Here is a 26,602-nt window from a genome sequence, read left to right on the forward strand (position 1 = left end):
AAAATAATTAACAGTGAGATACTTTATTTTGATAGTATAATAATGGGGGTATTTTACGCGACCATTAATGAGGAGAATCAATCAATGAGCCAAAGAAATAAAGGGAATTTTTTATTCAGTAAAAACAAACGAGGAAAAAAAACGAAATCTCATGTCCCCATCAGACTAGATATTTTGTTTTTTATTGTGTTTATATTATTCACTATGTTAATTGTGAAATTATCTGATTTACAAATTAAAAATCAAGAAAAATATAAAGCAATTGTCTCAAATGGTCAAAAGAAAATTATTGAAGAAAAAGCACCTAGAGGGTATATATATGATTCAAAAGGAAATGTTTTAGTTGGAAATAAAGCCACACAAGCAATTCTGTTTACTCGATCAGCAGGAATGAATGCAAATGACATTCGTAAAGTGAGTCAAGATATTGTCAAATTAATTGATATCGAACCAGATAAGTTAACGGATAGAGATAAAAAAGATTATTGGTTATCTAAGCCAGAAAATCTAGTTGAGGCACAAAAACGATTGACTGTTTCTGACAAAGTAAACGCAAATGGGCAAGAGTTGTCTAATAGTGATTTATATACGAAAACCGTTGATAAGGTGAAAGATAGTGAGATTAAGTTTAATCAAGAAGAAATGAAAGAAGCCTCTATTTTCAAACGAATCAATGGTGCGGCAGCCTTGGAACCTGTCACAATAAAAAATGATAATGTGACACCTGAAGAAATTGCAAAAGTTGGGGAAAATACAGCGGCTATTTCTGGACTATCTGCTGGAACAGATTGGGAGAGAGACTATCCTGAAAAAGATCAAATTCGTTCCATTCTTGGAACGGTATCAACTGAGAAACAAGGGTTACCTGAAGATGAGATTGATGAATATTTGAAAAAAGGCTATCAACGAAATGATCGTGTAGGGTTAAGTTATCTTGAAAAATCATATGAAGACACGTTAAAAGGTAAAAAAGGGCAAGCCGAAGTTGTGACTGATAAAGATCAAAAAATTGTGTCGAAAAAAGAAGTGAAAGCAAGTGAAAAAGGCGATAATTTAATGCTGACAATTAACCTTGATTTTCAACATAAGGTAGAAGAAATTGCTAAACGTCACTTTGAATCACTTCAACAGGCAGGAAAAACTCAGTATTCTCCCGGAGTATATGTGGTAGTTACTAATCCAAACAATGGTGAAGTGTTATCAATGGTAGGTCTTAGTAAAGATCCAGAAACTGGGGAATTGGTAGATGATACATTAGGAACCATCAATAAAGCTTTTGTGCCAGGTTCTTCTATCAAGGCGGCTACTGTAATGGCTGGTTATGAAAATGGGGTCATTAAAGGCAATCAAACCTTTATTGATGAACCATTAGTTTTTAGTGATGGAACGAGAAAAACGTCTCTTTTCAATCAGTATTCATCTATTGCGTTAACAACACAACAAGCACTTGAAGTCTCTTCGAATGTCTATATGATGAAAATTGCATTAGGTATGATGGGAGTTGAGTACGTTCCAGGGATGTCTTTACCTGTCGATACTAGTATTTTTGATAAATTACGAAAAACCTACGAAGAATTTGGTTTAGGAACAAAAACAGGGATCGATATTCCCCAAGAATCTGTGGGTGTGTTGAATAAAAATTATAAAGATAAAGATGGGAAGTATATTCCTGGTATTATGGCCAGTGCATTGGATTTATCTTTTGGTAACTATGAAGCATATACACCTATTCAATTGGCACAATATGTGTCAACAGTCGCTAATGGTGGAACACGATACGCGCCTCATGTAGTAAAAGGAATTTATGGTAATAGTGAGAATGGTGAATTGGGAAAAGAGAAAGAATTGATTCAACCAAAAGTAATGAGTAAAATTGAAGGTAGAGAAGAGGAATTTGATATTATTCAAGAAGGAATGTATCAAGTTGTCAATGGATCAATGGGAACTGGGAATGAACTACAAGGAGCGAGTCTTCCAATTGCAGCAAAAACAGGGACAGCTGAAACATTTGCAGTTGATCCGAAAACAAATCAAGCAGTATCCGTTATAAATAGTACGATTGTGGGTTACGCACCTTATAATGATCCAAAAGTGGCGGTTAGTGTGATGATTCCCCAAATTAGTGATGATAACATGGCAACTAATCGTTTGATATTAAAAGAAGTGATAAATGCCTATAATGAAGAGTATAATAAACAATAAATGAATTTTATGTATTTAAAACTGTAAAGGAGAAATCCTTAACAAATTTGTGAAAAAGACTAGAAATTTTAAATAAAACATGATATGATATTCAAGTGTCAAGTGTGATACTTGAATATCTAATTTATTTCGGAGGGAAACATAATGCGCGTAAATATTACTTTAGAATGTACAGAATGTAAAGAAAGAAATTATCTTTCAAACAAAAACAAACGTAACAATCCTGAACGTTTAGAAGTTAAAAAATATTGTCCACGTGAACGTAAAGTGACGTTACACCGTGAAACAAAATAATTTTTTGAATTATGAGCTAGAAACCTTTTGTAGTAAGGGTTCTAGCTATTTTTTATGCTTAATTTTATCGAGTGAATATGGTTTTGAATACGGTTTGTTTGAAAAGTTTTGAAAGTAGGATTTGTTTTAACAGAATGTTTAAGAGCTGGACTTTCTTCTTTTTTATTTAAATAGAAATATTACTCATTTAAAAAATGGAAAATGTTATCATTAAAATAGTAGTGAATCGTTAAAAAATACAATGTTCAAGTTATTTTGAATGTAAGCATAGGAGAAAATAAAAATGAATTTAAAATTGTCGGCCTCCAATCTTTTTCAAAATTAAATTTGGCTAATTTTTTTGATAATTTGTTCTTTGATCTTTTTGTCCTCCAATATACTAAACTTTTTCCTTTTTAATTCCACCATTTATTATAGCTCACTGACTTATTTAATCAATATGTTATAAATAGCTAAACTTTAGTCATTATTTTAATAAAATAAAACGATATCTTTTTGCTTAATCGATTTTGTGTTATGATTTAATAAAATGTTCATTATTGGATGTAATTATGAAAAAATATTATTTAATGATTGTGTTATTTGGGTTATTTCTTTTAGCAGGATGTGGTCATAAAGCAACAGGAGATAAAGCATTATATGGTGAAGTTAAAAGTGCCTTAACTAGTAAAATAGATTCATATGATGATGAGAAGAAAAAAGAAGTGAAAGAGGAATACGGTTTAGATAAAAAATCACTCGATGACTTACCTTTGGCTATTTATAATATAAAAGGTCGTTATGTTGGAGTGATTAAGTTAGATTCTAATGATGAGTTCTTTTATTATAGTGTTAAAAAGAAAAAAATTGTGACAAAAATTGATGAAACTATTTTGCCACAAGACTTGGAATCTTTCACACCAATCTATAGTCAAAACAATTTTAATTGACAATGTCCATTAAATTCCCTAAAATAACAGAAATACACATAAATGGGGGAATATTATGAAAAAGATTATAGGGATTTCAGCTAATGAAGTGGTTGATGCAGGAGAAACATTGCATCATTTACCAATTTCGTATTTACCGGCCGGCTATGTTCGTGCAGTTCAAGAGGTCGGAGGAACTCCCCTTGTTTTACCAATTAGTCAACCTAAAGAAGCTAAAACTTATATTGATTTGGTTGATAAATTAATTTTGACTGGAGGACAAAATGTCTCACCATCGCTTTATTCCTCTAATCAATCGAGTGAGGCCTTTTCTTTATTAGAAAGAGATTTATTTGAAATAGCTCTTATAGAAGAAGCGATTAAGCAGAAAAAACCTATTTTTGGTGTGTGCCGTGGCATGCAGTTATTGAATGTCTACTTAGGCGGAACTTTGCATCAAGATTTAAGTTTGCGTCAACCAGAACCAATCCGCCATATGCAAGCCCCTATTGAACGATGGATTGCTACACATGATATCTTCTTTGAGAAGGATAGTGTTTTAACCCCCATTTATGGTGCAAAAGCCACAGTTAATTCGTTTCATTTTCAAAGTATCAACAAAATTGGCAATGATTTGAAAATAACAGCAGTCAGCGAAGATGGTGTGGTAGAATCAATCGAATCATCTTCCGATAATCATAAAATACTAGGTGTACAGTGGCATCCAGATTTTTCATATAATGTAAATGATAAAGAAAAAGGTGTATTTGATTTTATTGTCAATTCATTTTAAGTTTATTTTACTTTTATTAGTTGACAAGTGACGTTTTTTTTTTTAAACTGATAACGGAATAAATCGTACAGATAACACAAGGTTAACTTGTGTCGATAGAGAGGCGAAATTTATCTTTAAGGATAAGTTTCGCTTTTTTTATGGAAAAATGGAGGGAATTTTTATGTCAGAAAAGAAATTTCATGTTAATTTAGCTGTTCTAGCAACTGGTATGATGGCTTTTTCGGGAGTGTTAATTGAAACAGCAATGAACGTGACGTTTCCAACGTTAATGGAAGATTTTAGTATTTCAACATCACAAGTACAATGGGTGACAACCATTTATCTGTTGATGATCTCAATCGTTGTACCACTATCATCTTATTTAATTAAAAATATCAGTCGTCGTAAGTTGTTTACGGTTTCAAGTATATTATTTTTAGTTGGTGTTGTGGTTGATGCTTTTGCTGGTGGGTTTATCACGCTACTTGTTGGGCGAGTACTTCAAGGGATTGCCACAGGGATTGCATTGCCATTAATGTTTAATATCATTTTAACAAAAGTTCCAATGGAAAAAAGAGGAATGATGATAGGAATTGGTAATTTAACAACATCAATTGCCCCAGCGATGGGACCCACATATGGTGGAGTCCTAACAACAACGCTAGATTGGACTTATATTTATAAGTTGTTGATCCCGGTTTTAATTGTATCTACATTGGTTGGTTTATATGCTATTCCAGAAGAAGACACATCAGTGAGTGATTCAATTAATGCTAAAGCCGTTCTTTATTTATCTGTGATGTTTACTGGATTATTGATGTTCTTTAGTTATTTAGAACAACCATTAGGATGGGTAGCATTAGTGGTTGGATTAATTAGTGCATGGTTATTCTATAAAACAAATAAACAAAAAACATTGCTTAATTTAGTTGTCTTTAAAAATGCACGGTTCACTATTTATTTGATGTCATTTTTGGTTTATCAAATTCTGTTACTCGGTGTATCGTTTGTTTTACCAAACTTTATTCAAATCGTTCAAGGGGTTCCAGCATCTAAGGCGGGAATGATGATGTTTCCAGGTGCGTTAGTCGGTGCGTTATTTGCACCGATTTCAGGAAAAATATTAGATAAATTAGGCTTTAAAAAGCCAATAGGTGTGGGAGTATTATTTGCAATTTTAGGTTGGTTAATGTTAATTATGGTCATTCAAACAGGAAACATTGCCTTAATTATTTTATCTCATGTCACTTTTATGATTGGTGTTGGGTTGTCTTATAGTAATGTCATGACAGTTGGATTATCTTCTATAAAAGAAGACTTACAAGATGATGGGAATGCTGTTTTTAGTACATTACAACAATTTATGGGGGCTATTTCAACCTCATTTGTGGCTATTGTGGTTGGGTTATTCCAATCAGGAAAAAGCAATTTTATTCAAGGAACAAGTACTGGATCGAAAGTAGCATTAATTTCTCTATTTGTTTTGTTACTTGTCAGTAGTTTCTTTGTTATTAAGACATTTAAAAATAAACAAAACCTCTAATAATTTTTAGAGGTTTTTTTAACCAATATTTAATATAAAATGTGAGTTTATTATATAGATTAACTATAGTGAGTATCGTATGATATGGGTGAGGTGATGAGAAAAATGGCTTTAACAAGAAAAAAATTTTATAATGACATGACAAAAACAGAAGCTAAATTGTATGATCAATACAAACAACAAATGAAAATGGATCACCTGAAAAAAATAAAAAAAGAATTAAAAGAAATTGAGAAATCAATACAATCTATTCAACTTGATATGATAGATAAAAAATAGGATAAATTAATCATTATTTAAGTTATGTTTAAATAGTAAATTTTTTTTGATAAAATAAATAATAAATGAACGATGTACTTTCATTTAGAGAACATTGGAGTATAATGTATATGCATAAATGAAAGGGTGAATATAATTTCGATGAAAGTTGACTGGAAGCGAAACATGTATATTGCATGGATTGGTTGTTTCTTTACAGGCGCAAGTTATAGTTTGGTGATGCCATTTATTTCAATATACATTGAACAATTAGGTGCACCTAGTAATAAAGTGGAATTTTATGCAGGATTATCTATTAGTTTAACGGCGTTATCGGCTGCAATGGTTTCTCCACTGTGGGGGAGTCTAGCAGATAGAAAAGGGCGTAAGTTAATGATGATAAGAGCTGCAGCAGGAATGACCGTTACTATGGGCTCATTGGCGTTTGTTCCAAATGTTTTTTGGTTGTTATTTATGAGGTTTTGTAATGGCTTATTATCTGGTTATGTTCCAAATGCTACGGCAATGATTGCCTCCCAAGCACCAAAGGACAAAAATGGTATGGCTTTGGGAACTCTTGCTACTGGTGCTGTAGCAGGTAGTTTGATTGGCCCATCACTTGGTGGCTTATTAGCACAAACAGTGGGGATAAAAAATGTTTTCTTAGTAACAGGAAGTATTTTATTTATGACGACTTTATTAACTATCTTTTTTATCCATGAAGACTTTGAGCCAGTTGAAAAAAAAGACATGGTATCTACCAAAGAAGTTTTTAAAAGCATTAAGCATCCTAAAGTATTAATTGGTTTATTTATTACAACTGCCATTATTCAAATAGGGATGACAAGTATCAGTCCTATTTTAACACTATATGTCAGAGAACTTGGTGGAAAGACAGGTAATATTTTGTTCGTTAGTGGTTTAATAGTGTCTGTAGCAGGTGTATCTGAATTTTTCTCGGCACCATTTTTAGGGAAATTAGGAGATAGAATTGGGAGTCAATATGTCTTGTTAGGTGGATTGATCTTATCATTTTTATTTATTTTTCCTATGTCATTTGTTCAGTCGCCCTTTCAGTTAGGGGTATGTCGTTTTCTGTTAGGTTTTTCAACAGGTGCATTGATGCCGTCTGTGAATACCTTAATTAGTAAAATTACACCGATGAATGGAGTTGGACGTATCTTTAGTTTTAACCAAATGTTTACCAGTATGGGACAAGTTGCAGGACCAATGGTTGGTTCCTTTGTTGCTAATGGATTTGGTTATCGTTCGGTCTTCATTGCAACAAGTTTATTGATTTTAATGAATATTACAATTAGTTTTTTTAATTTTAAGCATCAATTATCAATACGTGAGTTGATTAATGAATTTAAGCGTTAAATAAAAAACATGTAAGAGAAAAATTCTCCTACATGTTTTTATTTTTTAGATTTTTTTGTATTGCTTGGTGCTGCCACTTCACCAATAAGCATAACAATGGCACAAGCAATTAAAGATACAATCACAGTTCCAGTGAAGTTATAATCAGTCACACCATGAAGTGCGCCACCAATATAACTAACCACTTGTCCTAATAAAATTGCCCAGATAAAAACAACAATTCTTCCCATGTTTAATGCACCTCTTTTCAAGAATTAGTTTACCAATCTTTACTTTAAAAGTAAAGGATTCCTAGATTAGTTTATAAAGAGGGAACGGATTATTATGGTATACTAAAATAAGAAAATTAATGGAGGGGTTTCATGAATTTGGGACAGTTACAAGTTAGAACAGAGTATTCATTATTATCTAGTACCAATCGCATTGAAGAACTTGTGTATGAAGCTAAAAATCGTGGCTATACAAGTTTAGCAATAACAGATATTGATACCCTTCATGGTGTCGTTATTTTTTATCAAGAATGTTTAAAACAACACATCAAACCTATTATTGGAATGACGTTAACCTATAAAACAACAGAAGAAACGGAAGCAGAGATCATACTTCTAGCTAAAAATCTGTCTGGATATCATCATTTAATGAAAATTGCAACAAAAAAGTCGATGACTGAAAGGCGAGAATCCTTTTCGTTAAGGGATGCATTTCATGATTTAAATGACTTGATTGCTATTCTACCTTGGCAAAAGAATGAGTTATATCAATTGCAACAAGCGACAAGCAGTGAGCAAATGGAGAAAAGAACCATAGAATTACTAGAACTATTAAAGCACTGTGATGTTTATGGTGGTATAAATGTTTCGCGATTGAAAGAGGAAGAACGAGATTTTTGGGGTTATTATTATAAAAAATATAATCTACCGCCAGTTGCTTTACAAGATGTTCGGTATTTAAATCCTAGTGATGATTTCTCTGTCGCAGTGTTAGAACACATTGAAAGTGGAGAGCTGATATCGCTTGATTTTGAACAATTATCTGGTGATTATTATTTACCTCAAGCAACAGATTTTACTAAATGGTATCATGAAAAAAATTTAGATGAGGCTTTGTCAAATATTGAAACGATTGTGTCATCCATTGATTTACAGATCCCACTACAACAGAAATTATTGCCAAGTTTTCCAGTTCCAAATAATGAAAAAGCTGATACCTATTTACGTAGATTATGCCAAGAGGGGTTATCATGTCGCTTAAATGGTCAAGTGAATGAAACGTATCAAGCACGTTTGAATATGGAGTTAGACGTCATTCATGAGATGGGATACGATGATTATTTTTTAATTGTGTGGGACGTGATGAAATATGCTAGAGATCATCATATCGTGACTGCCTGTCGTGGATCAGCTGCAGGATCTCTTGTGTCTTATGTATTACAAATAACCAATGTTGATCCGATTCAGTATCAGTTATTATTCGAACGATTTTTAAACAAAGAACGTTACACCATGCCTGACATTGATATGGACATACCTGATAATAGACGGGAAGAATTACTTCAATATGTTAATCATAAATACGGTAAAAACCGTGTTGCGCAAATCGCTACGTTTGGTACTTTAGCAGCAAAAATGGCTGTTAGAGATGTGAGTCGAGTTTTTGGTTTGTCACAAAATGAAGCGAACAAATGGGCAAATGCTATTCCAAAAGATTTGAAGATTACATTAAGTGAAGCATATGATAAATCAAAGACGTTACGCGAATTAGTAGGGCATTCCTACAAAAACAAATTATTATTTGATACGGCAAAACGGATTGAAGGGTTACCTAGGCATGTATCGACTCATGCGGCAGGAGTCGTGATTAGTGATCAAGATTTAACAAACTTAATTCCATTACAAGAAGGAAACAATGGTATTCCATTAACGCAATTTGCTATGGGAGAAGTAGAAGAAATTGGTTTATTAAAAATGGATTTTCTAGGATTGAGAAATTTATCTATTATTGGAAACGCCTTGTCATCTATCGAATATCAGACAGGTAGGCCCTTGTCTTTAGAAGATATCCCTTTAGACGATGACAAAACGTTGGAACTATTTAGACAAGGAAATACTGTTGGTGTGTTTCAATTTGAATCAAAAGGAATTAAGAATGTCCTGCGTAAATTAGGACCGACATCTATTGAAGATATCGCGTCAGTGAATGCCCTCTATCGTCCTGGACCAATGGAAAACATTGAGACGTTTGTTAAGAGAAAAAAAGGTATTGAAGCAATTCATTACCCACATGATAGCTTGAAAGACATATTAGGCTATACATATGGCGTGATTGTTTACCAAGAACAGGTGATGCAAGTAGCTTCAAAAATGGCAGGATTTAGTTTGGGAGAGGCAGACATTCTACGCCGAGCGATTAGTAAAAAGAGTAAAGACGTACTTGATACTGAGCGAGAGCATTTTGTCAGTGGGGCAGTGGGACAAGGCTATACAAAAGACGTCGCAATGCAAGTGTACGATTACATTGAACGTTTTGCTAATTATGGGTTTAATCGGTCTCATGCGGTAGTTTATTCAGTTATTGCCTATCAGATGGCTTATTTAAAAGTGCATTACCCAACCGCATTTTTCCAAGCTATTTTGCACTCAGTAAAAAATAATCCAGCAAAAATGACTGAATACATCGTAGAAGCAAAAGAGGCTGGTTTAATCATTATTCCTCCAGATATTAATAAAAGTGAATACAGTTTTACCTTTTATAAAGGGTCAATCATCTATGGTTTTTCTTCAGTTAAAGGGATTCGTAAAGATTTCATTCAACACATGTTGACAGTCAGAAAAGAAGATGGCCCGTTTAAATCATTAGAAAATTTTTTAATGCGTTTGAATGGCAAGTGGTTAAAGAAAGCGAATATTTTACCATTAATCTATATTGGGGCATTTGACAGATTGCATCAAAATCGTAAACAATTAATGATTGACCTAGATAGTATGATACAAAATATTGAATACAGTGGTGGTAGCGCAGATTTATTAGATGTGTTAACCTTGAAGAAGGAAATATGTGAAGATTTTACTGTGGAAGAAAAATTAGAGCAAGAAGTTGACTATTTAGGTACCTATGTGTCTGCTCATCCGGTTGATTTTTATACAAGTAAATTAGTTAATCTTCCTATAGTAAAAGCTAAAGATTTGTTGGCAAATCAAGAAGTGACAGTATTACTTTATTCATCTAGTATTAAAAAGATACGTACCAAAAAAGGTGAATCCATGGCATTTTTAGAAGGAACTGATCAAACTGGAAAATTATCTGTTACATTGTTTCCGACTATTTATCGAAGTGTACAATCTATACTTAGTGAACATGAGGTGTATGTTGTTCGTGGTAAGGTAGAAAAAAGTAAGTATAATCAAGAATGGCAAATTATAGCGAACACCGTTGAATTAGCTAAGGATATGAGAGACAGGATGAAATGTTTTATAAATATAACACCCGAAAATGACAAAAACCAATTGTTAGTAGATTTACAAAATGTGTTATTATCACATCATGGTGAAAATCCTGTTATTTTAGTATTCCGTCATAAAGGGCAAAACACCTTGCTAAATCAAGCATATTGGGTAGAGAACACACCAAACTTAATGAAAGAAGTCCATTCTTTATTAGGTGAAGGAATGATCATATTTAAGTAATTTATTTCTTAAAAAAACATTAGAAGAAAAAATGTATTTTCAATTTTTTTTCAATTTTTACAGGATAGGCGAAGACATTTCATAAAAATAATGGTAGAATAGTCTTTGGATTTAAGTATTTTTTACATAATAAAAAATACAAAAGTAAGTACAACTTAGTAAAGGTGGTTATGACTATGAAACGCATCGCTATTTTGACGAGTGGTGGAGATGCACCTGGTATGAATGCAGCTATTCGTGCGGTAACACGTAAAGCGATTCATGAAGGTATGGAAGTTTATGGTATAAACTATGGATTTGCTGGTTTAGTCGCTGGTGATATTCGTAAATTAGATGTTCCAGATGTGGGGGATATCATCCAACGTGGAGGAACTGTGTTGTATTCAGCACGTTACCCAGAGTTTGCAACAGAAGAAGGACAACTTAAAGGAATTGAACAACTCAACAAATTCGGTATCGAAGGTTTAGTTGTTATCGGTGGTGACGGTAGTTATCATGGTGCGTTAGCATTAACAAAACGTGGATTCCCAGCTGTTGGTATTCCAGGAACAATTGACAACGATATTCCAATGACTGATTACACTATTGGATTTGATACAGCAATTAATACAGTATTAGATGCAATGGATAAAATCCGTGATACTGCAACATCTCACGTACGTACATTTATTATTGAAGTAATGGGACGTGATGCTGGCGATATCGCTTTATGGGCAGGAGTTGCCGGTGGAGCAGATGATATCATTATCCCAGAACATGATTTTGATATGGCACAAGTTGCTAAAAAAATTCGTGAAGGTCGTGACCGCGGTAAAAAACATTGTTTAATTGTTTTAGCTGAAGGTGTGATGTCTGGTCATAAATTCGCTGATCAATTAGCAGAGTATGGTGATTTTCATGCACGTGTTTCGGTGTTGGGACATGTTGTTCGTGGAGGATCTCCATCAGCACGTGATCGTGTTTTAGCAAGTAAATTCGGTGGATTTGCGGTTGACTTACTAAAAAATGGTCAAGGTGGATTATGTATTGGTTCTGTAAACAATGAAGTTGTAGCAAATGATATCATTGAAACATTAGAACAAAAGAAACATCAGCCAGATTTGAGTTTGTATGATCTAAATCATCAAATCTCTTTCTAATACAAATAAAAAATACTAAGGAGCGTTTTTTACATGAAAAAAACAAAAATTGTTTGTACAATCGGTCCAGCAAGTGAATCTGTAGACACATTAGTTGAATTAATGAACTCAGGGATGAACGTTGCTCGTTTAAACTTCTCACATGGAGACTTTGAAGAACATGGAGCACGTATTAAAAACATTCGTGAAGCAGCAAAAATTACTGGTAAAACAATTGCAATTTTACTAGATACAAAAGGTCCAGAAATTCGTACGCATAATATGAAAGATGGCATTGTTGAATTAACTACTGGGGATATTGTTCGTATTGCAATGAGCGAAGTGGAAGGAACAAAAGAAAAATTCTCAATTACATATCCAGGTTTAATTGATGATGTTCATGTAGGAAGCCACATCCTTTTAGATGATGGATTAATTGACTTAGAAGTAATCGAAATTGATTTAGTTAACAAAGAAATCGTCACAAAAGTATTAAACGAAGGTGTATTGAAAAATAAAAAAGGTGTTAACGTACCAAATGTAAGTATTAACTTACCTGGTATCACTGAAAAAGATGCGGCTGATATTCGTTTCGGTATTGAAAACGATGTTGACTTCATCGCAGCAAGTTTCGTTCGTCGCCCAAGTGACGTATTAGAAATTACTGAAATCTTAGAACAAGAAAATGCGACACATATTCAAATTATTTCTAAAATCGAAAACCAAGAAGGTATTGATAACTTAGATGATATCTTAAAAGTATCTAGTGGTTTAATGGTTGCACGTGGTGACATGGGTGTTGAAATTCCAACTGAAAATGTACCAGTTGTACAAAAAGAAATGATTAGAAAATGTAATGCTTTAGGTAAACCAGTTGTTACAGCAACACAAATGTTAGACTCTATGCAAAAAAATCCTCGTCCAACACGTGCAGAAGCAAGTGATGTGGCGAATGCAATTTATGATGGAACTGACGCTGTTATGTTATCTGGTGAAACAGCTGCTGGGGAATACCCAATTGAAGCAGTTAAAACAATGAGAAATATTGCAGTACGTACAGAAGCTGATTTAACGGATCGTGATGCTTATGCTCTTAAATTACATAAAAAAACTGATATGACTGAATCAATTGGTCAAGCAGTTGGACATACAGCGAAAAACCTAGATATCCAAACAATTGTAGCGGCAACTCAATCTGGACATACTGCACGTATGATTTCTAAATATCGTCCAAAAGCTCATATTGTAGCCGCAACATTTACTGACCGTGTGGCTAGAAGTTTAGCATTAAACTGGGGCGTATTCCCAACTGTTACAACTAAACCAGATTCAACTGATGAGATGTTTAGTTTAGCAACTAAAATTGCTAAAGAAACTGGATTCTCTAAAGAAGGAGAGTTGATTATCATTACTGCTGGTGCGCCTATTGGTGAAAAAGGAACAACTAACTTAATGAAAATTCAGTTAATTGGTTCTAAATTATGTGATGGACAAGGAATTGGCGACACAGCCGTTTCTGCTAAAGCAGTTGTAGCAACTTCAGCTCAAGAAGCAAATGATGCTATGGAAGAAGATGCAATCTTAGTTGTAAAAACAACCGATAAAGAGTATATGCCAGCAATTAAAAAAGCTTCAGCTCTTGTTGTTGAAGAAGGTGGATTAACAAGCCATGCAGCGGTTGTGGCAATTGCGGAAAATATTCCAGTTGTTGTTGGAGTTGAAAATGCAACATCACTTATCTCAAGTGGTACTGTGTTAACAGTTGATTCACGCCAAGGATTTATCTATGCAGGCGAAACAACTATTTAATGAGTAAATGATGAGTGTTTGACACAATAAGAGTGGGAGTGGTTAGCTCCTGCTCTTTATTTGTCTACGTGTATAAAAAGCGGGTTAAAAAAATATTTTAAATAACTATGGCTTTTTTTTTTAGTGGTGTGTAGAATGGTTTAGATTAGACTTTTAGAAGGGAGAAAACATATGACAAATAAAAAAAATATGATGTATTTAGCCATTTCCAATCTATTTTTAGTGTTTTTAGGAGCTGGCTTAGTTATTCCGGTTATGCCAATGTTAAAAGAAGATATGCATTTATCTGGCTCAACAATGGGATTGATGATTTCTGTTTTTGCTGTTTTACAGTTAATTGTGTCGCCTATCGCGGGTAGTTTATCAGATAAAGTCGGTCGAAAATTAATCATTGCAGCTGGTATGTTAATCTTTGCAGTATCTGAATTAATTTTTGGTTTAGGCCAAGTCGTTAGTTGGTTGTACATCTCTCGTGGACTTGGTGGGATTGCTGCGGCACTAATCATGCCATCTGTTACCGCGTATGTAGCAGACGTCACAACATTTGAAGAACGTCCAAAAGCTATGGGGTTAGTGTCTGCCGCCATTAGTGGTGGATTTATTATTGGACCCGGAGTTGGTGGATTTTTAGCTCATTTTGGAATGCGAGTGCCTTTTTTTGCGGCAGCTCTCTTATCTTTTATCGGGTTTATTATGACAATGTTAATTTTAAAAGAGCCTAAGAAGCAATTAGTACATGGTCAAGTTGCAGAAAAAGGTTCTGTTATGGATATTTTAAAAGATCCTATTTTTACATTTCCGTTCATCGTGATTTTAATTTCATCATTTGGTTTACAATCATTTGAGTCCATCTATAGTATTATGGCAACAATCAATTTTAATTTTAGTACATCAGAAATTGCTGCGATTATTACAGTTAGTGGGGTATTAGCCTTAATTTGTCAGGTCGTTTTCTTTGATGGCATTATCAAGAAAATTGGTGAGGTCGGATTAATTCGAGTGTCATTTTTTGCGAGCGCTATATTCGTTGGTGTTATAGCTTTCACCGATAGTAAATGGGTTGTTGTATTATCAACTTTTGTTGTGTTTTTAGCGTTTGATTTATTGCGACCAGGTATTACAACGTACCTATCTAAACATGCAGGAGATAGACAAGGGACAGTGAATGGATTAAATTCAACCTTTACAAGTTTTGGAAATATATTAGGACCAATGGCTTCAGGGATGTTATTTGATATCAATCATTTTTATCCATATTATGTGTCAGCAATTGTTTTATTAATAACTAGTTTTTTATCATTAATGTGGAAAAAAGAATTACCAGAAAAATAAGAGATAATTGAGCAGTGACTCAGTTATCTCTTTTGTTATGTACGTTATAACATATGATGAAATCAAATAGCTCATGGTAGGGATTATTTACTCTATTATAGTATGGACAAACTGGTTAAATTGATTGGAGAAAAAGTTTGATTGGAATTTTTAATAAACTAATGAATAAATTATGATATAATGTGAGAACAACGAAAGGATGGGCAGAATACATGAAAGATTTAATAGGTAGCGTGTGGAGCGGATTAATTATTGATGAAAACGACCAGTTATTTTTTGTTCAAAAAAATGGTGTGACGTTTCATTTAAATAAATCTGAAGGTGAGTTTAAAATAGGAGATATTGTAGAAGGATTTGGTTATGAAAATCAAAAACACGATCGTATTTTTACAACTAATATTCCAGAGATTCAACAACATAAATTTGGATTTGCTGAAGTAGTTGATTCAAGACGTGACTTAGGCGTGTTTGTTGATATTGGATTGCCAGATAAAGAAGTCGTGGTGTCGCTTGATGAATTACCAGAGATGAAACCATTATGGCCTAAAAAAGGCGATAAATTATTAGTGAGATTATCAGTTGATGAAAAAGCAAGACTTTGGGCTAATTTAGCAGATGATATGACATTTTTAGCTATGTCAAAAGCAGCGGATGAAGAAACAATGAAAAATAAAAATATTACGGGGGTGGTGTATCGCTTAAAAATGGTGGGAACGTTTGTCTTGACAGATGACCATTATGTGGCCTTTATTCATCCATCTGAGAGATACGAAGAACCTAGACTTGGACAAATTGTTGAAGGCCGAGTGATTGGTGTTCGTCCAGATGGCATGCTAAATATGTCTTTAAAACCAAGAGCGTATGAAGTTATTTCTGATGATGCACAAATGATTTTAACATTTTTAGAACGTTCTAAAGATGGCATGATTCCATTTAGTGATAAATCAACACCAGAGGAAATCAAACAAACTTTTGCTATCAGTAAAGGTCAATTTAAACGAGCGTTAGGCTCATTGATGAAAGAAAAAAGAATTACTCAAAAAGATGGTAAGACATACCTAATAAAAGATGAAACATCTAATTGAGAATAGGTTGATTTTGTACATTAGATAAATTATAATCTATATAAGGTCATTTGGTTTTTAAATGATAATAATTATAAATAAGGATGTGCAAGCTACTATGGAACAGCAAAGCCTTGCGTTACAACGGATAAAAGATCAATTGTATGAAGCAAACTATAAACTAACACCACAACGTGAAGCCACAGTACAAGTGTTGTTAGAAAATGAGAAAGATCATTTATCGGCTGAAGAAATCTATATGCTCGTGAAATTAAAAACACCTGATATTGGTTTAGCGACTGTTTACCGTACGCTTGAAATGTTGACAGAATTAAGTATTTTAGATAAAGTGAATTTTAATGATGGTCTAGCAAGGTATGATATGCGAAAAGAAGGTGCCAAACATTTTCATCATCATCTTCTTTGTTTAGAATGTGGAAATATCGATGAAATTGAAGAGGATTTATTAGGTGAGGTTGAAAAGATAGTCGAAAATCGTTACTTTTTTAAAGTAACAGATCATCGCCTAACCTTTCATGGTATCTGTCAGGCTTGCCAAAAAAAAAACAAGTGATTCTAATAAATAGATCACTTGTTTTTTTTATTCTATATAAAGTGGCGGATGCTCCCTTCTTAAAAAATCCTCTCTATTAGGAACATAGAGAAATTTAAAATTGTCAGCATCAATATGAATCGATGGGTTAACTAGGTAATTTTCTTTTTCAAAAAAAATAATTTGCTCACTGACCAATCCTCTGACTAACTCAAACTCTATTGGTAAAATAATTTGTTTTGTTAGTTTTTTGGTTGTTCTGTTTATTAGATTAAGTTTCACCATAATAACAGGATTTAATGGCCTTTTTTCATAGAAAATTCGTTTAGATTGTTTGTATTCTGGATTGTTTTTGTTGATGATTGGGCAGGTTGCTGTAGTAAGCGATTGGTTTTCTAAGATGATATTGAGATCATCTCTTGTGGCACTTGTTAACGCAATAAGTTCAAACTCTTGATTTAATAAACGTTTTACCTTAGCGTCTTTACTGAAAAATTCTTGTTTAGCAAGTTCAGATAAATGTTCATCAACTTTTTGACCAACGTATTTTTCTGCCTCTTGACATTCTTTTATAAATGATTGGTAGATAGGCATTGATATAAAGAAAAATCCCATAATAGAAAAAAGGATTAGGAATATCGGAGCAGACCACCAAGGAAATGGGAAGTCAACCATAACAAATATTGTGAGAATGAGAGAAACAGGTATGACAAAAATTAATGACAGATAAAAGTATGTTTTTTTATGTTGATAAATAAGTTCAAATTCATCTGTATAATTTTGACTATTTATGTTTAAAAAATCTAATAGTTCAATGTTTTTATATGTTTCTTTCTTTGGAAACACCTCTGATCCTCCTTCCATTTGACCAATATGTTTATTGTATAATTTAACGATTGAAATGTCTATGTAAAATAAAAAAATTTGCATGATATTTTAAAGATAGTATTTGCCATTAAAAACTGTTAAAATAATTACTATTGACTGGAGGCTCGTTATGAAAACATACATTGAAGACTATTTATATTTTTTAAAAATTGAACGTGGCTTGTCACAAAATACCATTGTGAGTTATCAACGGGATTTAAACCAGTATCAAGCATACTTAATTGAAAAAAATATTTCTTCAATAGATGAGGTTGATCGGTTTGTGATTATGGATTTTTTGACTTATTTAAAAGAGTCTGGAAAGTCATCTACGACAATCATTCGCATGGTTTCAAGTTTGAGAAAATTTCATCAATTTCTTCGTCAAGAACGCTACACTGAATCAGATCCTATGCAATATATTGATACGCCGAAAAAAAGACAAACGTTGCCTAAAACATTATCCATAGAAGAAGTCGAAAAAATTATAGAATCCCCTGATACGACAACGGTATTAGGCATAAGAGACAGAGCAATTTTAGAAGTGATGTATGCGACTGGGCTTCGTGTAACAGAGTTGATTACATTAACATTGAGTGATTTGCATTTATCTATCGGGTTGTTAAAAACGTTAGGAAAAGGGGATAAAGAGCGAATTGTTCCTTTAGGGGATCAAGCAATTCATTGGATTAATAGGTATTTAGAGGAATCTAGACCTGAGCTGTCAATTAAAAATAAAACAGATCTTTCAAATGATTTTTTATTTTTAAATTATCAAGGGAAAGGTTTTTCCAGACAAGGTATTTGGAAGAATTTAAAAGTCTACGTGAGTCAGGCAGGTATTACTAAAGATGTAACACCACACACGTTACGTCATAGTTTTGCCACTCATTTATTAGAAAATGGAGCTGATTTACGTATTGTTCAGGAATTGTTGGGACATGCAGATATTTCAACCACACAAATTTATACACATATTAGCAAACAACGTTTGGCAGACGTGTATAAAGAGCACTTTCCAAGAGCGTGAGGGGACAAAATGGAAGAATTACAGGTAAAATTGGATATTTTTGAAGGGCCACTTGATTTGCTGCTTCATTTGATTAAAACTTTGGAAATAGATATTTATGATATTCCAATTGCTGAGATTACAGAGCAATATATGACATACATTCAAACGATGCGTACGCTTGATTTGGAGATTGCAGGGGAATTTTTAGTAATGGCAGCTACTTTGATGTCGATAAAAAGTAAGATGTTATTACCGCAAGAAGTCATAGAGATGGACGAAGATAATGAATTCGAAGCAGTTGATCCAAGAGAAGCGTTGGTTCAGCAATTACTTGATTATAAAAAATTTAAGTATGTTGCCACCGTGCTTAAAGAAATGGAAACAGAACGTGGGGATTATTTTACGAAAGAAGTCACTGATTTATCCATGTATCAAAAAGAAGCAGTGCCACTTGAACCAAATGAAATAACAACCATTGATTTATTTTTAGCGATACATGATGTGATGAGGCGAGCTAAAGAGATGGAACCACTTGAGACAAATATAGTCATGGAAGATTATACAATTGATGATCGCATTGGTTTTGTGATGTCTAAGATAGAGAAGTTATCTAGTGGAGAGTCTGTGTTATTTACAGATTTATTTACTCATTATATACGCTCAGAAATTGTCATGACATTTTTAGCTATATTAGAGTTAATAAAAAATAGAGAATTGGTTGTGAAACAATCAAGTAGCGATGATATGATTAAGATTTATAAAAAAGAAGGTACAACAGATGTTAGTTCAGAAAATTGAAGCACTATTATTTGTTTCAGGTGAAGAAGGCATTCGTATGAACGAATTAAGTCATCTAACACAAGAAACAACGGCAAACGTTTATCAAGCTGTAGAAGAATTAAAAGAAAAATATGATATAGATACTAGCAGTGCGTTGACTATTTTAGAAGTCGGCGACCGATTTATGATGACAACTAAAAAGAAAATGGCAGAATTATTAAAACATTACGCACAGTCATCTGTTAATCAAAAATTATCAAGAATAGCTTTAGAAACGTTAGCTATTATTGCTTATAAGCAACCCATTACTCGTTCAGAAATTGAACAGATTAGAGGGGTTCAAAGTTCTGGATCAATCCAACGATTAGTACATAAACAGTTGATTGAAGAAAAGGGACGAGTAGAAGGTCCTGGACGAGCAATTTTATACGGAACAACGGCTTACTTTTTTGATTATTTTGGATTAAAAAGTATGGATGATTTACCAGATATTCATGAGTTGGGTGAAGAATTAGATGAAGATAATGAGTCAACCAATTTATTTTTTGACCGATTTAAAGAGCAATTTGATGAGAAGAAAGAAGAGTGAAAAGAATGGAACGATTACAAAAAGTGATGGCACATTGTGGTGTGGCGTCAAGAAGGAAATCAGAAGAATTAATCCAAGCAGGGCGTGTAACAGTTAATGGAAAGAAAGTAACAGAATTAGGTATTAAAGTGACCCCATCTGATAAAATTGAAGTTGATGGAGTCCCAATTTATCAAGAACAGCCAGTTTATTATTTATTTTACAAACCAAAAAATGTCATTTCAGCTGTTTCAGATGATAAAGATCGCCCAGTTGTTAATGACTACTTTACAAGAGTACCTGAACGTATTTTCCCAGTAGGTCGTTTAGATTATGATACATCTGGTTTATTATTAATGACTAATGATGGCGAGTTTGCTAATTTATTGACGCATCCAAAACATGAGATTGATAAAGTTTACGTAGCAAAAGTAAAAGGTATTGCAACAAAAGAGGCATTAAAACCATTACGCAATGGTATTCGTATTGAAGGGCGAAAAACGGCGCCAGCTAGATTTAAAGTGCTATCAACTGATCATAGAAAAGGAACGTCAGTTGTGGAATTGATTATTCATGAAGGTCGTAATCATCAGGTAAAAAATATGTTAGCTGCAGTTAATTTACCTGTTATGAAATTAAAACGTGAAAAAGTTGGAACGCTTGATTTAGTTGGGTTAAATCCTGGTGATTACAGAGAGTTAACTAGAAAAGAAGTGAGTCAGTTATATGTTTTGGCTAATAAAGAGTAAGTTTTTATTGATTTTTTAAATAATTAAGATATAATAAACTTATAAAAATATTAAAGGTCGTCTTCACGGGCAGGGTGTAATTCCCGACCGGTGGTTAAAGTCCACGAACCATTTATCTTATGATGAATGGCCGATTTGGTGAAATTCCAATACCGACAGTTAGAGTCTGGAGTAAAGAAGATAGGGCTTATTTGAGTATACAATCAAGTAAACCACTGTTTTTTTGCGCGCGTAAACGGCAAGAAAGCAGTTTTTTTGTGTACTTGATCCAAGTCTTTTCCGGGGATGGTCCTGAATAGGGGGATTTTCTTATGAACACAGGTAAGACAGAAAAAATGGTGACACTGTCATTATTGGCGGGGATTGCGTATCTTTTGATGTTTCTTGAGATACCAATTTTACCAGTATTTGGGTGGCTAAAATTAGATTTTAGTGACATTCCAATTTTAATTGGCACATTTTTATATGGTCCAGTTAGTGGTATTTTAGTAGCATTTATTCGTTCAACGCTAAATTTCATCACAAGTGGTGGAAATCTAGGAGCTTTAATCGGTAACGGAGCTGGATTTTTAGCAACAGTATGCTACTTGTTGCCAATTTATAGCATGATGAAGAAAAAACATTCAAACAAAAATTTAATTCAAGGTATTATGTATGCCACAGTTTTAATGACAATTTTCATGAGTGTAGCAAACTATTTTGTTATTACACCATTTTATCTAAATGTATTGGGAATGGATTTTGGTATGTCTATTGCAACCATGATTCTTTACGGGATTATTCCTTTTAACCTTATTAAAGGAACAGCCGTTGGAGTCGCATTCTTTGTTGTTTACAAAAAAGTCATACCAGTACTTGAAAAAAGACTCGCAAAAAAAGTTAGAAATTAAGTTATTAAACAACCAGATGATGGTTGTTTTTTTGTTATCGCTAAAATAGTTTATAAGAAAATATAAAAATTAGACAAATATGTTTGAAATATTTGTAAACTTAATTTAATATATGTTATATATCGTTTTTTTATAGAGGAGTATGAACATGCGCAAAAGAAAATATATCAAAGGGATTGATGGCTTAAGGGCAATCGCAGTCATCGGGGTCATCCTATACCATTTGATGCCCCAATCGGTATCAGGAGGTTTTTTAGGAGTTCCTTTATTTTTTGTCATTTCAGGCTATTTAATGACAGACATACTCCTATTTGAGTGGGAAAGTAGACAAAAAATTAAAATTAGCGATTTTTATTTTAGACGAGTCAAGCGAATTTATCCTTCCCTAATTGTTCTCTTTATTGTAACAGGAAGCGTATTTGCATTTATTTCTCGCAAATACTTATTAAATTTTAAAGCAATTATTGCCTCGAGTTTATTTAATGTTAATAATTTTTGGCAGATAGCGAATGGTTTTTCTTATTTCGATCGTTTTTCGAATGAGTCACCTTTTACACATTTGTGGTCTCTATCGATTGAGGGGCAGTTTTATTTATTTTGGCCAATTATTTTAGCGATTTTATTGTATAAAGTAAAAGATTATAAAAAAATAAATCAATTTATTTTATTTATCACTGGGTTATCGGCTGTGTTGATGATGGCATTTTATACACCAGAATCCATTAATCGCATTTATTATGGAACAGATACGCGACTTTTTTCGGTCATGTTAGGGTCATCCTTAGCTTTTTTATTAAGAACGCAAGAAGAAAGAATAACCTCACTTCATTTTGGAAAAAAACTATTAGTTTTTATCACTGGACTTATTTTAATAATAGGGTCGTTTGTTCTTTTTTCTGATAATAATGCTTTTGTTTATCGTGGTGGTATGTTGTTATTTAGTGTGATTGCAATGATTGTTTTAGGATTAATTGTCGAAATAGAAGGATTTAGTAACGCGTTAACTAATCCAATCATTCGTTGGATAGGCTCTAGAAGTTATGAAATTTATTTATGGCAATTACCTGTTATGGTTGTGTATACAGATCAACTAAAATGGGATGGAACAAATGCTCTCATGCATGGCGTGATTCAGTTAGTGATCATTGGTATCTTATCTGAGTTAACGTATCGTTTAGTTAGTCGTTTAAGACGGATTGGTAGTATGAAAGAGTTGATTGGGTTAATTGAATCACTTTTCAAAAAAAATGTTCCTGTTTTAGTGGTACTAGTATTATTTTTAGGAACCTTTGTATATGGCGTCGCTGTTTCGCCATCAGGTAAAATGGATTCTGCTGTTGCGCTTCAAAGGAAATTAGAGCAAAATAAACAGGCTGTTGAGCAACATAACAAAGAATTATCTCAATCGAGTGAAAAAAAATCCGCGTCAAAGACCAATACATCGAGTAGTGAACAAACAAGTACAACAGAAACGTCTGATAGTTCAGAAACAAACTCACCTTCAGGTCTTAGTTCCGTTCAAAAAGAGAAAATTGCTAAAGTTTCTCTGGGGGCTGTAGGAGATTCTGTGTTACTAAGCGCTGCACCAGAGTTACAAACTTATTTTCCAAAGAGTCATATTGACGCAGAAGTTGGTCGTCAATTAGTTGATAGTCAAGAGATTTTTGAAAAGTTAAATAAAAATAAACAGCTTGGTGACGTGGTATTAGTCGTTTTAGGTACAAATGGTAGTTTTAAAGAAAGTGATATTGATAAAATGATGCAGCAAATTGGTAATAGGCCAGTCTTTTTTGTCAATACGTTAGTTGATAGACCTTGGCAAGCATCTGTAAATGATACGTTAGCTAAGGCTGCTGCTAAATATGATAATGCCCATTTGATTGATTGGAAATCTTATGCAGAAGGTCATAGAGAGTGGTTTGATGAAGATGGTATTCATTTGGTTCCAAATGGTGGGGAATATTTTAGTGAACTAGTAGCAACAGAAGTATTAAAAGTATTACCGAATTAAAAAAACCTACAGCTTTCATTTCAGAAAGCTGGTAGGTTTATTTTTTTAATTCAATAGCACGAGTAGGGCACTTTTGATAAGCAGATAATATTTCTTCAGGTAATGGATCTTTAAAATTAATGTCTAATTGATCGCTGTCTTTGAATCGTACGATGCCATTGTCATAGTAATCAAAAACATCTGGTGCTTTTAATTGACACAAGCCACAAGCAATGCATTTTTCTGGTATAATTTTACATAGCATAAAAAAACTCCTTTGAGGTGATAGTTTTTGTTCATAGAAGATGTGATATTATATTGTTTTAAATCAGGTGAGGTGATGCGCTACTCTACATTGTACCATCTTTTAAAAGGTAAGAAAACAACCTCTGTTTTGAGTTACGGAAAATTATACACTCTACTAGATTATTTTTGTTTGTTTCCTAAATTATCTAAGCCGCAATTTAATTCAAGTATTCATTCGCTGATTCAAAAGGGTCATCTACAGCAAATGGATAGTCAATTGGCTAAGATAACGAATCAGGGTAAAGACATATTAAAATATAACGTATTGTCTCAACTTTCTATCAAAGGATTTCATTTTTATAAATATGATGACGTCTTTTGGCAACGTTTATTGTTCGTGTCACAGGTTATTTCTTATAAAAGCTATCAGAACGCAGATTATTTACCAATTGATAATGATCCTATACACCAGTTACAAGTCAAACAATGGTTATTTCAACATAATAGTGATCAGCTAGTAAAAGAATTTTTTAGCGAATGGGAGCAATTAATCAAACACTTAACTGAAGAGGAGCAAGATATGTTGGTAGGACAATTAGTTGGCCATGAGGTGGTTGGTTATACGCTGTCCCAGTTAGCTTTACAAAAAAATTATGATAAAGTATATGCGTATCTACTTTATAAAAGTGCACTTCATAAAATGTTGATACAGATAAATGACTCTTGTGATTATTATATATTGATGAACTCGCTAGTTGATATGGTAGAAAAAGAAAAAGAGCAAGATACAGTTGATTTAACGGATTATTTACTATCAAAAGGGCATACTATTAAACAAGTGGCACATATGAGACGTCTGAAGGAAAGCACTATTATGGATCATTTTATTGAAATAAATATGAGTAAGCCGTCTGATGAATACATGTCTTACATACCAAAAGAAGTGTGTCAACACTTAGAAGATTATCTTAAAGAATACCCCAATTATAAGAGTTGGAAGTATTCGCAAGTCGTCTCAAAGATACCGACCTTAACATTTTATGAGTTTAAGTTTTATCAATTTTATTTGTGGGAAAAAAAAGGGGGGGTAAGTAGTGGTATTAGATAAATTTTTAAAACAAAGATTTGGATTTGACCTGTTTCATCAGGGACAAAAAGAAACTATTGAGTCTATCTTAAATGGACAATCAACTCTATCTATTTTGCCAACAGGGGCTGGAAAATCTTTGTGTTATCAATTTCCAAGTTACTATCAAAATAATGGACAAACGATTGTTGTGTCTCCTCTAATTTCTTTAATGGAAGATCAGGTATCCCTTTTAAGAAAACAAGGTGAAAAATCAGTTATAGCAATAAATAGTTTATTAGAAAAACGGTCAAAAAAATATGTATTAACTCATCTCAATCACTATCGTTTTATTTTTATCAGTCCAGAATCCTTAAGCCAACCTGATATACTCGCGTATTTTAAATTATTACATATCAGTTTACTTGTTGTTGATGAAGCACATTGTATTTCCCAATGGGGTCATGATTTTAGACCAAGTTATTTGGCGTTAAAAACGATTAAAAATCAATTGGGAAATCCTTTGATTTTAGCATTGACTGCTACGGCGACTGCTGAAGTGAAAAAAGATATTTGTGAGCAACTATTTGAAGAAAATCAGTATGTCGAGATTTGTGAGTCGGTGAATCGTGAAAATATTTACTACCAAGTAGTTGAAACAGATGATAAACTTCTTTACTTAGAGTCTTTTTTGGCGGATAAACAAGTACCGGGAATCATTTATTTTTCTAGTAAAAAAGAAGCAGATAGAGTGGCTGAATGGCTCAACCAAAGGATTCCCTATACCGTACAAAGCTACCATGCTGATTTGTCTAATGATGATCGTATTCGAATTCAGGAGCAATTTATTTATGACGAGGTACGTGTATTGTGTGCAACGAGTGCATTTGGCATGGGAATTAATAAGGTGAATATTCGATTTGTGATTCATTATCATTTACCAAATAGCTTAGAAAATTTTGTTCAGGAATCAGGTCGTGCGGGTCGAGACGGTCACCAAAGTTTATCTTTAATTTTATACCAACCTGGTGATGAACAGATTCATTTTTTCTTGCAGGAGCAAACATATCAAGAAAAAGAGGATTTATTATTTTTAGAAAATAAATCTGTTGAAGAACGAAAACTATTTGAGTTAGCTATGACTGAAGGACAAAAAAAATGGTTGAATCAAATTGACATGACCCATCAAGGGTGGCTTTTTTATAAAGAAAACTTAATGAGAAAGAAGAGACAACATGAATTAAACCTTTATAACATGATAGAATATTGTCAGAGCAACCATTGTAGGCGTGAGTTAATACAACATTATTTTGGTGAATACCAAGATAATGGACAGCAGAATTGTTGTGATAATTGCCAACATGAACAACCTGATATCAATGTGTTTAGAACAGAAGAAAAAAAAGTAGGAACATTCATAAATTCACAAGATAAATTAGAAAAAATGTTTTTTTTAAGGTTTTAGAGCGACATATTGTGCTAATTATGATAAAATGGTTTCAGATATTTTGAGGA

The 26,602-nt window shown here is 33.2% G+C and carries 24 protein-coding genes and 1 riboswitch; of the genes, 21 read left to right on the forward strand and 3 right to left on the reverse strand.

What is annotated here, in order from left to right:
* Nucleotides 1-84 precede the first annotated feature (84 nt).
* From MN187_RS03915 to MN187_RS03945, 7 genes are all read left to right on the forward strand, one after another.
* On the forward strand, nt 85-2,202 hold the full coding sequence (locus MN187_RS03915) for a peptidoglycan D,D-transpeptidase FtsI family protein (protein ID WP_117972115.1): 2,118 nt from the start codon (nt 85-87) through the stop codon (nt 2,200-2,202).
* A gap of 144 nt (nt 2,203-2,346) precedes the next feature.
* Nucleotides 2,347-2,496, forward strand: a complete 150-nt coding sequence (gene rpmG, locus MN187_RS03920) for a 50S ribosomal protein L33 (RefSeq protein WP_071457069.1) — start codon at nt 2,347-2,349, stop codon at nt 2,494-2,496.
* A 551-nt stretch (nt 2,497-3,047) separates the two neighbouring features.
* Nucleotides 3,048-3,425, forward strand: coding sequence for a hypothetical protein (locus MN187_RS03925; protein ID WP_242094350.1), 378 nt, complete (start codon nt 3,048-3,050; stop codon nt 3,423-3,425).
* Nucleotides 3,426-3,477: 52 nt separating this feature from the next.
* Nucleotides 3,478-4,197, forward strand: coding sequence for a gamma-glutamyl-gamma-aminobutyrate hydrolase family protein (locus tag MN187_RS03930; protein ID WP_117972117.1), 720 nt, complete (start codon nt 3,478-3,480; stop codon nt 4,195-4,197).
* A 163-nt stretch (nt 4,198-4,360) separates the two neighbouring features.
* Entirely contained in the window at nt 4,361-5,722 is a 1,362-nt protein-coding gene (locus MN187_RS03935) for an MFS transporter (protein WP_241698904.1), read from the forward strand.
* A gap of 105 nt (nt 5,723-5,827) precedes the next feature.
* Entirely contained in the window at nt 5,828-6,001 is a 174-nt protein-coding gene (locus MN187_RS03940) for a hypothetical protein (RefSeq protein ID WP_158559330.1), read from the forward strand.
* A 141-nt stretch (nt 6,002-6,142) separates the two neighbouring features.
* Entirely contained in the window at nt 6,143-7,360 is a 1,218-nt protein-coding gene (locus MN187_RS03945; RefSeq protein WP_241698905.1) for a multidrug efflux MFS transporter, read from the forward strand.
* Nucleotides 7,361-7,398: 38 nt separating this feature from the next.
* On the opposite strand, the gene MN187_RS03950 is transcribed toward MN187_RS03945, so the two are convergent.
* Nucleotides 7,399-7,590, reverse strand: a complete 192-nt coding sequence (locus tag MN187_RS03950) for a YjzD family protein (RefSeq protein WP_117972120.1) — start codon at nt 7,588-7,590, stop codon at nt 7,399-7,401.
* A gap of 132 nt (nt 7,591-7,722) precedes the next feature.
* On the opposite strand from MN187_RS03950, the gene dnaE reads away from it, so the two are divergent.
* The 6 genes from dnaE to fur all read left to right on the forward strand — a co-directional run bounded on the left by dnaE (nt 7,723) and on the right by fur (nt 16,940).
* On the forward strand, nt 7,723-11,043 hold the full coding sequence (gene dnaE, locus MN187_RS03955) for a DNA polymerase III subunit alpha (RefSeq protein ID WP_242094353.1): 3,321 nt from the start codon (nt 7,723-7,725) through the stop codon (nt 11,041-11,043).
* Between the two features lie 176 nt (nt 11,044-11,219).
* Nucleotides 11,220-12,182, forward strand: coding sequence for a 6-phosphofructokinase (gene pfkA, locus MN187_RS03960; RefSeq protein WP_117972122.1), 963 nt, complete (start codon nt 11,220-11,222; stop codon nt 12,180-12,182).
* 33 nt (nt 12,183-12,215) lie between these two features.
* Nucleotides 12,216-13,970 carry a pyruvate kinase gene (pyk, locus tag MN187_RS03965; protein WP_241698907.1) on the forward strand — a complete coding sequence of 585 codons (1,755 nt, stop codon included), beginning with the start codon at nt 12,216-12,218 and terminating at the stop codon, nt 13,968-13,970.
* A gap of 171 nt (nt 13,971-14,141) precedes the next feature.
* On the forward strand, nt 14,142-15,302 hold the full coding sequence (locus MN187_RS03970; protein WP_117972124.1) for an MFS transporter: 1,161 nt from the start codon (nt 14,142-14,144) through the stop codon (nt 15,300-15,302).
* A 212-nt stretch (nt 15,303-15,514) separates the two neighbouring features.
* Nucleotides 15,515-16,387, forward strand: coding sequence for a CvfB family protein (locus MN187_RS03975; RefSeq protein WP_242094355.1), 873 nt, complete (start codon nt 15,515-15,517; stop codon nt 16,385-16,387).
* A gap of 97 nt (nt 16,388-16,484) precedes the next feature.
* Complete coding sequence (fur, locus tag MN187_RS03980; protein ID WP_242094358.1) at nt 16,485-16,940, forward strand: ferric iron uptake transcriptional regulator; 456 nt, start codon at nt 16,485-16,487, stop codon at nt 16,938-16,940.
* A 27-nt stretch (nt 16,941-16,967) separates the two neighbouring features.
* Here fur and MN187_RS03985 read toward each other — a convergent pair whose 3' ends face one another.
* Nucleotides 16,968-17,765 carry a peptide chain release factor 1 gene (locus MN187_RS03985; protein ID WP_117972127.1) on the reverse strand — a complete coding sequence of 266 codons (798 nt, stop codon included), beginning with the start codon at nt 17,763-17,765 and terminating at the stop codon, nt 16,968-16,970.
* 151 nt (nt 17,766-17,916) lie between these two features.
* On the opposite strand from MN187_RS03985, the gene xerD reads away from it, so the two are divergent.
* The 6 genes from xerD to MN187_RS04015 all read left to right on the forward strand — a co-directional run bounded on the left by xerD (nt 17,917) and on the right by MN187_RS04015 (nt 23,796).
* A complete protein-coding gene (xerD, locus tag MN187_RS03990) occupies nt 17,917-18,816 on the forward strand; it encodes a site-specific tyrosine recombinase XerD (protein ID WP_241698909.1) in 900 nt (299 codons plus the stop codon).
* Between the two features lie 9 nt (nt 18,817-18,825).
* A complete protein-coding gene (locus MN187_RS03995) occupies nt 18,826-19,596 on the forward strand; it encodes a segregation/condensation protein A (RefSeq protein WP_117972129.1) in 771 nt (256 codons plus the stop codon).
* On the forward strand, nt 19,577-20,167 hold the full coding sequence (scpB, locus tag MN187_RS04000; RefSeq protein WP_117972130.1) for an SMC-Scp complex subunit ScpB: 591 nt from the start codon (nt 19,577-19,579) through the stop codon (nt 20,165-20,167). The genes MN187_RS03995 and scpB overlap by 20 nt, the downstream gene beginning before the upstream one ends.
* Nucleotides 20,168-20,172: 5 nt before the next feature.
* Nucleotides 20,173-20,895, forward strand: coding sequence for a pseudouridine synthase (locus tag MN187_RS04005; protein ID WP_117972131.1), 723 nt, complete (start codon nt 20,173-20,175; stop codon nt 20,893-20,895).
* A 55-nt stretch (nt 20,896-20,950) separates the two neighbouring features.
* A riboswitch (FMN riboswitch) is annotated at nt 20,951-21,081 on the forward strand.
* Between the two features lie 125 nt (nt 21,082-21,206).
* Entirely contained in the window at nt 21,207-21,785 is a 579-nt protein-coding gene (locus MN187_RS04010; protein WP_117972132.1) for an ECF transporter S component, read from the forward strand.
* Between the two features lie 148 nt (nt 21,786-21,933).
* Nucleotides 21,934-23,796, forward strand: coding sequence for an acyltransferase family protein (locus MN187_RS04015; RefSeq protein ID WP_158559332.1), 1,863 nt, complete (start codon nt 21,934-21,936; stop codon nt 23,794-23,796).
* Between the two features lie 37 nt (nt 23,797-23,833).
* On the opposite strand, the gene MN187_RS04020 is transcribed toward MN187_RS04015, so the two are convergent.
* Entirely contained in the window at nt 23,834-24,040 is a 207-nt protein-coding gene (locus tag MN187_RS04020; protein WP_117972134.1) for a ferredoxin, read from the reverse strand.
* A gap of 75 nt (nt 24,041-24,115) precedes the next feature.
* On the opposite strand from MN187_RS04020, the gene MN187_RS04025 reads away from it, so the two are divergent.
* Both MN187_RS04025 and MN187_RS04030 read left to right on the forward strand, forming a co-directional pair.
* Nucleotides 24,116-25,129, forward strand: a complete 1,014-nt coding sequence (locus MN187_RS04025) for a YpbB family protein (RefSeq protein ID WP_242094360.1) — start codon at nt 24,116-24,118, stop codon at nt 25,127-25,129.
* The gene (locus tag MN187_RS04030; protein WP_242094362.1) at nt 25,116-26,552 is read left to right on the forward strand and encodes a RecQ family ATP-dependent DNA helicase; all 1,437 of its coding nucleotides are present in this window, start codon (nt 25,116-25,118) and stop codon (nt 26,550-26,552) included. The genes MN187_RS04025 and MN187_RS04030 overlap by 14 nt, the downstream gene beginning before the upstream one ends.
* The last annotated feature ends 50 nt before the right edge of the window (nt 26,553-26,602 follow it).

This window comes from Vagococcus sp. CY52-2, from assembly GCF_022655055.1.
In the GTDB taxonomy this organism is placed as follows: domain Bacteria; phylum Bacillota; class Bacilli; order Lactobacillales; family Vagococcaceae; genus Vagococcus.

What these genes read in the sequence shown, in the direction of transcription:
- MN187_RS03935 (WP_241698904.1), top strand. Translation starts at nt 4,361, where the DNA reads ATGTCAGAAAAGAAATTTCATGTTAATTTAGCTGTTCTAGCAACTGGT.
- MN187_RS03970 (WP_117972124.1), top strand. Translation starts at nt 14,142, where the DNA reads ATGACAAATAAAAAAAATATGATGTATTTAGCCATTTCCAATCTATTT.
- pfkA (WP_117972122.1), top strand. Translation starts at nt 11,220, where the DNA reads ATGAAACGCATCGCTATTTTGACGAGTGGTGGAGATGCACCTGGTATG.
- scpB (WP_117972130.1), top strand. Translation starts at nt 19,577, where the DNA reads ATGTTAGTTCAGAAAATTGAAGCACTATTATTTGTTTCAGGTGAAGAA.
- MN187_RS03940 (WP_158559330.1), top strand. Translation starts at nt 5,828, where the DNA reads ATGGCTTTAACAAGAAAAAAATTTTATAATGACATGACAAAAACAGAA.
- MN187_RS04015 (WP_158559332.1), top strand. Translation starts at nt 21,934, where the DNA reads ATGCGCAAAAGAAAATATATCAAAGGGATTGATGGCTTAAGGGCAATC.
- fur (WP_242094358.1), top strand. Translation starts at nt 16,485, where the DNA reads ATGGAACAGCAAAGCCTTGCGTTACAACGGATAAAAGATCAATTGTAT.
- MN187_RS03950 (WP_117972120.1), bottom strand. Translation starts at nt 7,590, where the DNA reads ATGGGAAGAATTGTTGTTTTTATCTGGGCAATTTTATTAGGACAAGTG.
- dnaE (WP_242094353.1), top strand. Translation starts at nt 7,723, where the DNA reads ATGAATTTGGGACAGTTACAAGTTAGAACAGAGTATTCATTATTATCT.
- xerD (WP_241698909.1), top strand. Translation starts at nt 17,917, where the DNA reads ATGAAAACATACATTGAAGACTATTTATATTTTTTAAAAATTGAACGT.
- pyk (WP_241698907.1), top strand. Translation starts at nt 12,216, where the DNA reads ATGAAAAAAACAAAAATTGTTTGTACAATCGGTCCAGCAAGTGAATCT.
- MN187_RS03945 (WP_241698905.1), top strand. Translation starts at nt 6,143, where the DNA reads ATGAAAGTTGACTGGAAGCGAAACATGTATATTGCATGGATTGGTTGT.
- rpmG (WP_071457069.1), top strand. Translation starts at nt 2,347, where the DNA reads ATGCGCGTAAATATTACTTTAGAATGTACAGAATGTAAAGAAAGAAAT.
- MN187_RS03975 (WP_242094355.1), top strand. Translation starts at nt 15,515, where the DNA reads ATGAAAGATTTAATAGGTAGCGTGTGGAGCGGATTAATTATTGATGAA.
- MN187_RS04005 (WP_117972131.1), top strand. Translation starts at nt 20,173, where the DNA reads ATGGAACGATTACAAAAAGTGATGGCACATTGTGGTGTGGCGTCAAGA.
- MN187_RS04020 (WP_117972134.1), bottom strand. Translation starts at nt 24,040, where the DNA reads ATGCTATGTAAAATTATACCAGAAAAATGCATTGCTTGTGGCTTGTGT.
- MN187_RS04025 (WP_242094360.1), top strand. Translation starts at nt 24,116, where the DNA reads ATGCGCTACTCTACATTGTACCATCTTTTAAAAGGTAAGAAAACAACC.
- MN187_RS03995 (WP_117972129.1), top strand. Translation starts at nt 18,826, where the DNA reads ATGGAAGAATTACAGGTAAAATTGGATATTTTTGAAGGGCCACTTGAT.
- MN187_RS03915 (WP_117972115.1), top strand. Translation starts at nt 85, where the DNA reads ATGAGCCAAAGAAATAAAGGGAATTTTTTATTCAGTAAAAACAAACGA.
- MN187_RS04010 (WP_117972132.1), top strand. Translation starts at nt 21,207, where the DNA reads ATGAACACAGGTAAGACAGAAAAAATGGTGACACTGTCATTATTGGCG.
- MN187_RS03925 (WP_242094350.1), top strand. Translation starts at nt 3,048, where the DNA reads ATGAAAAAATATTATTTAATGATTGTGTTATTTGGGTTATTTCTTTTA.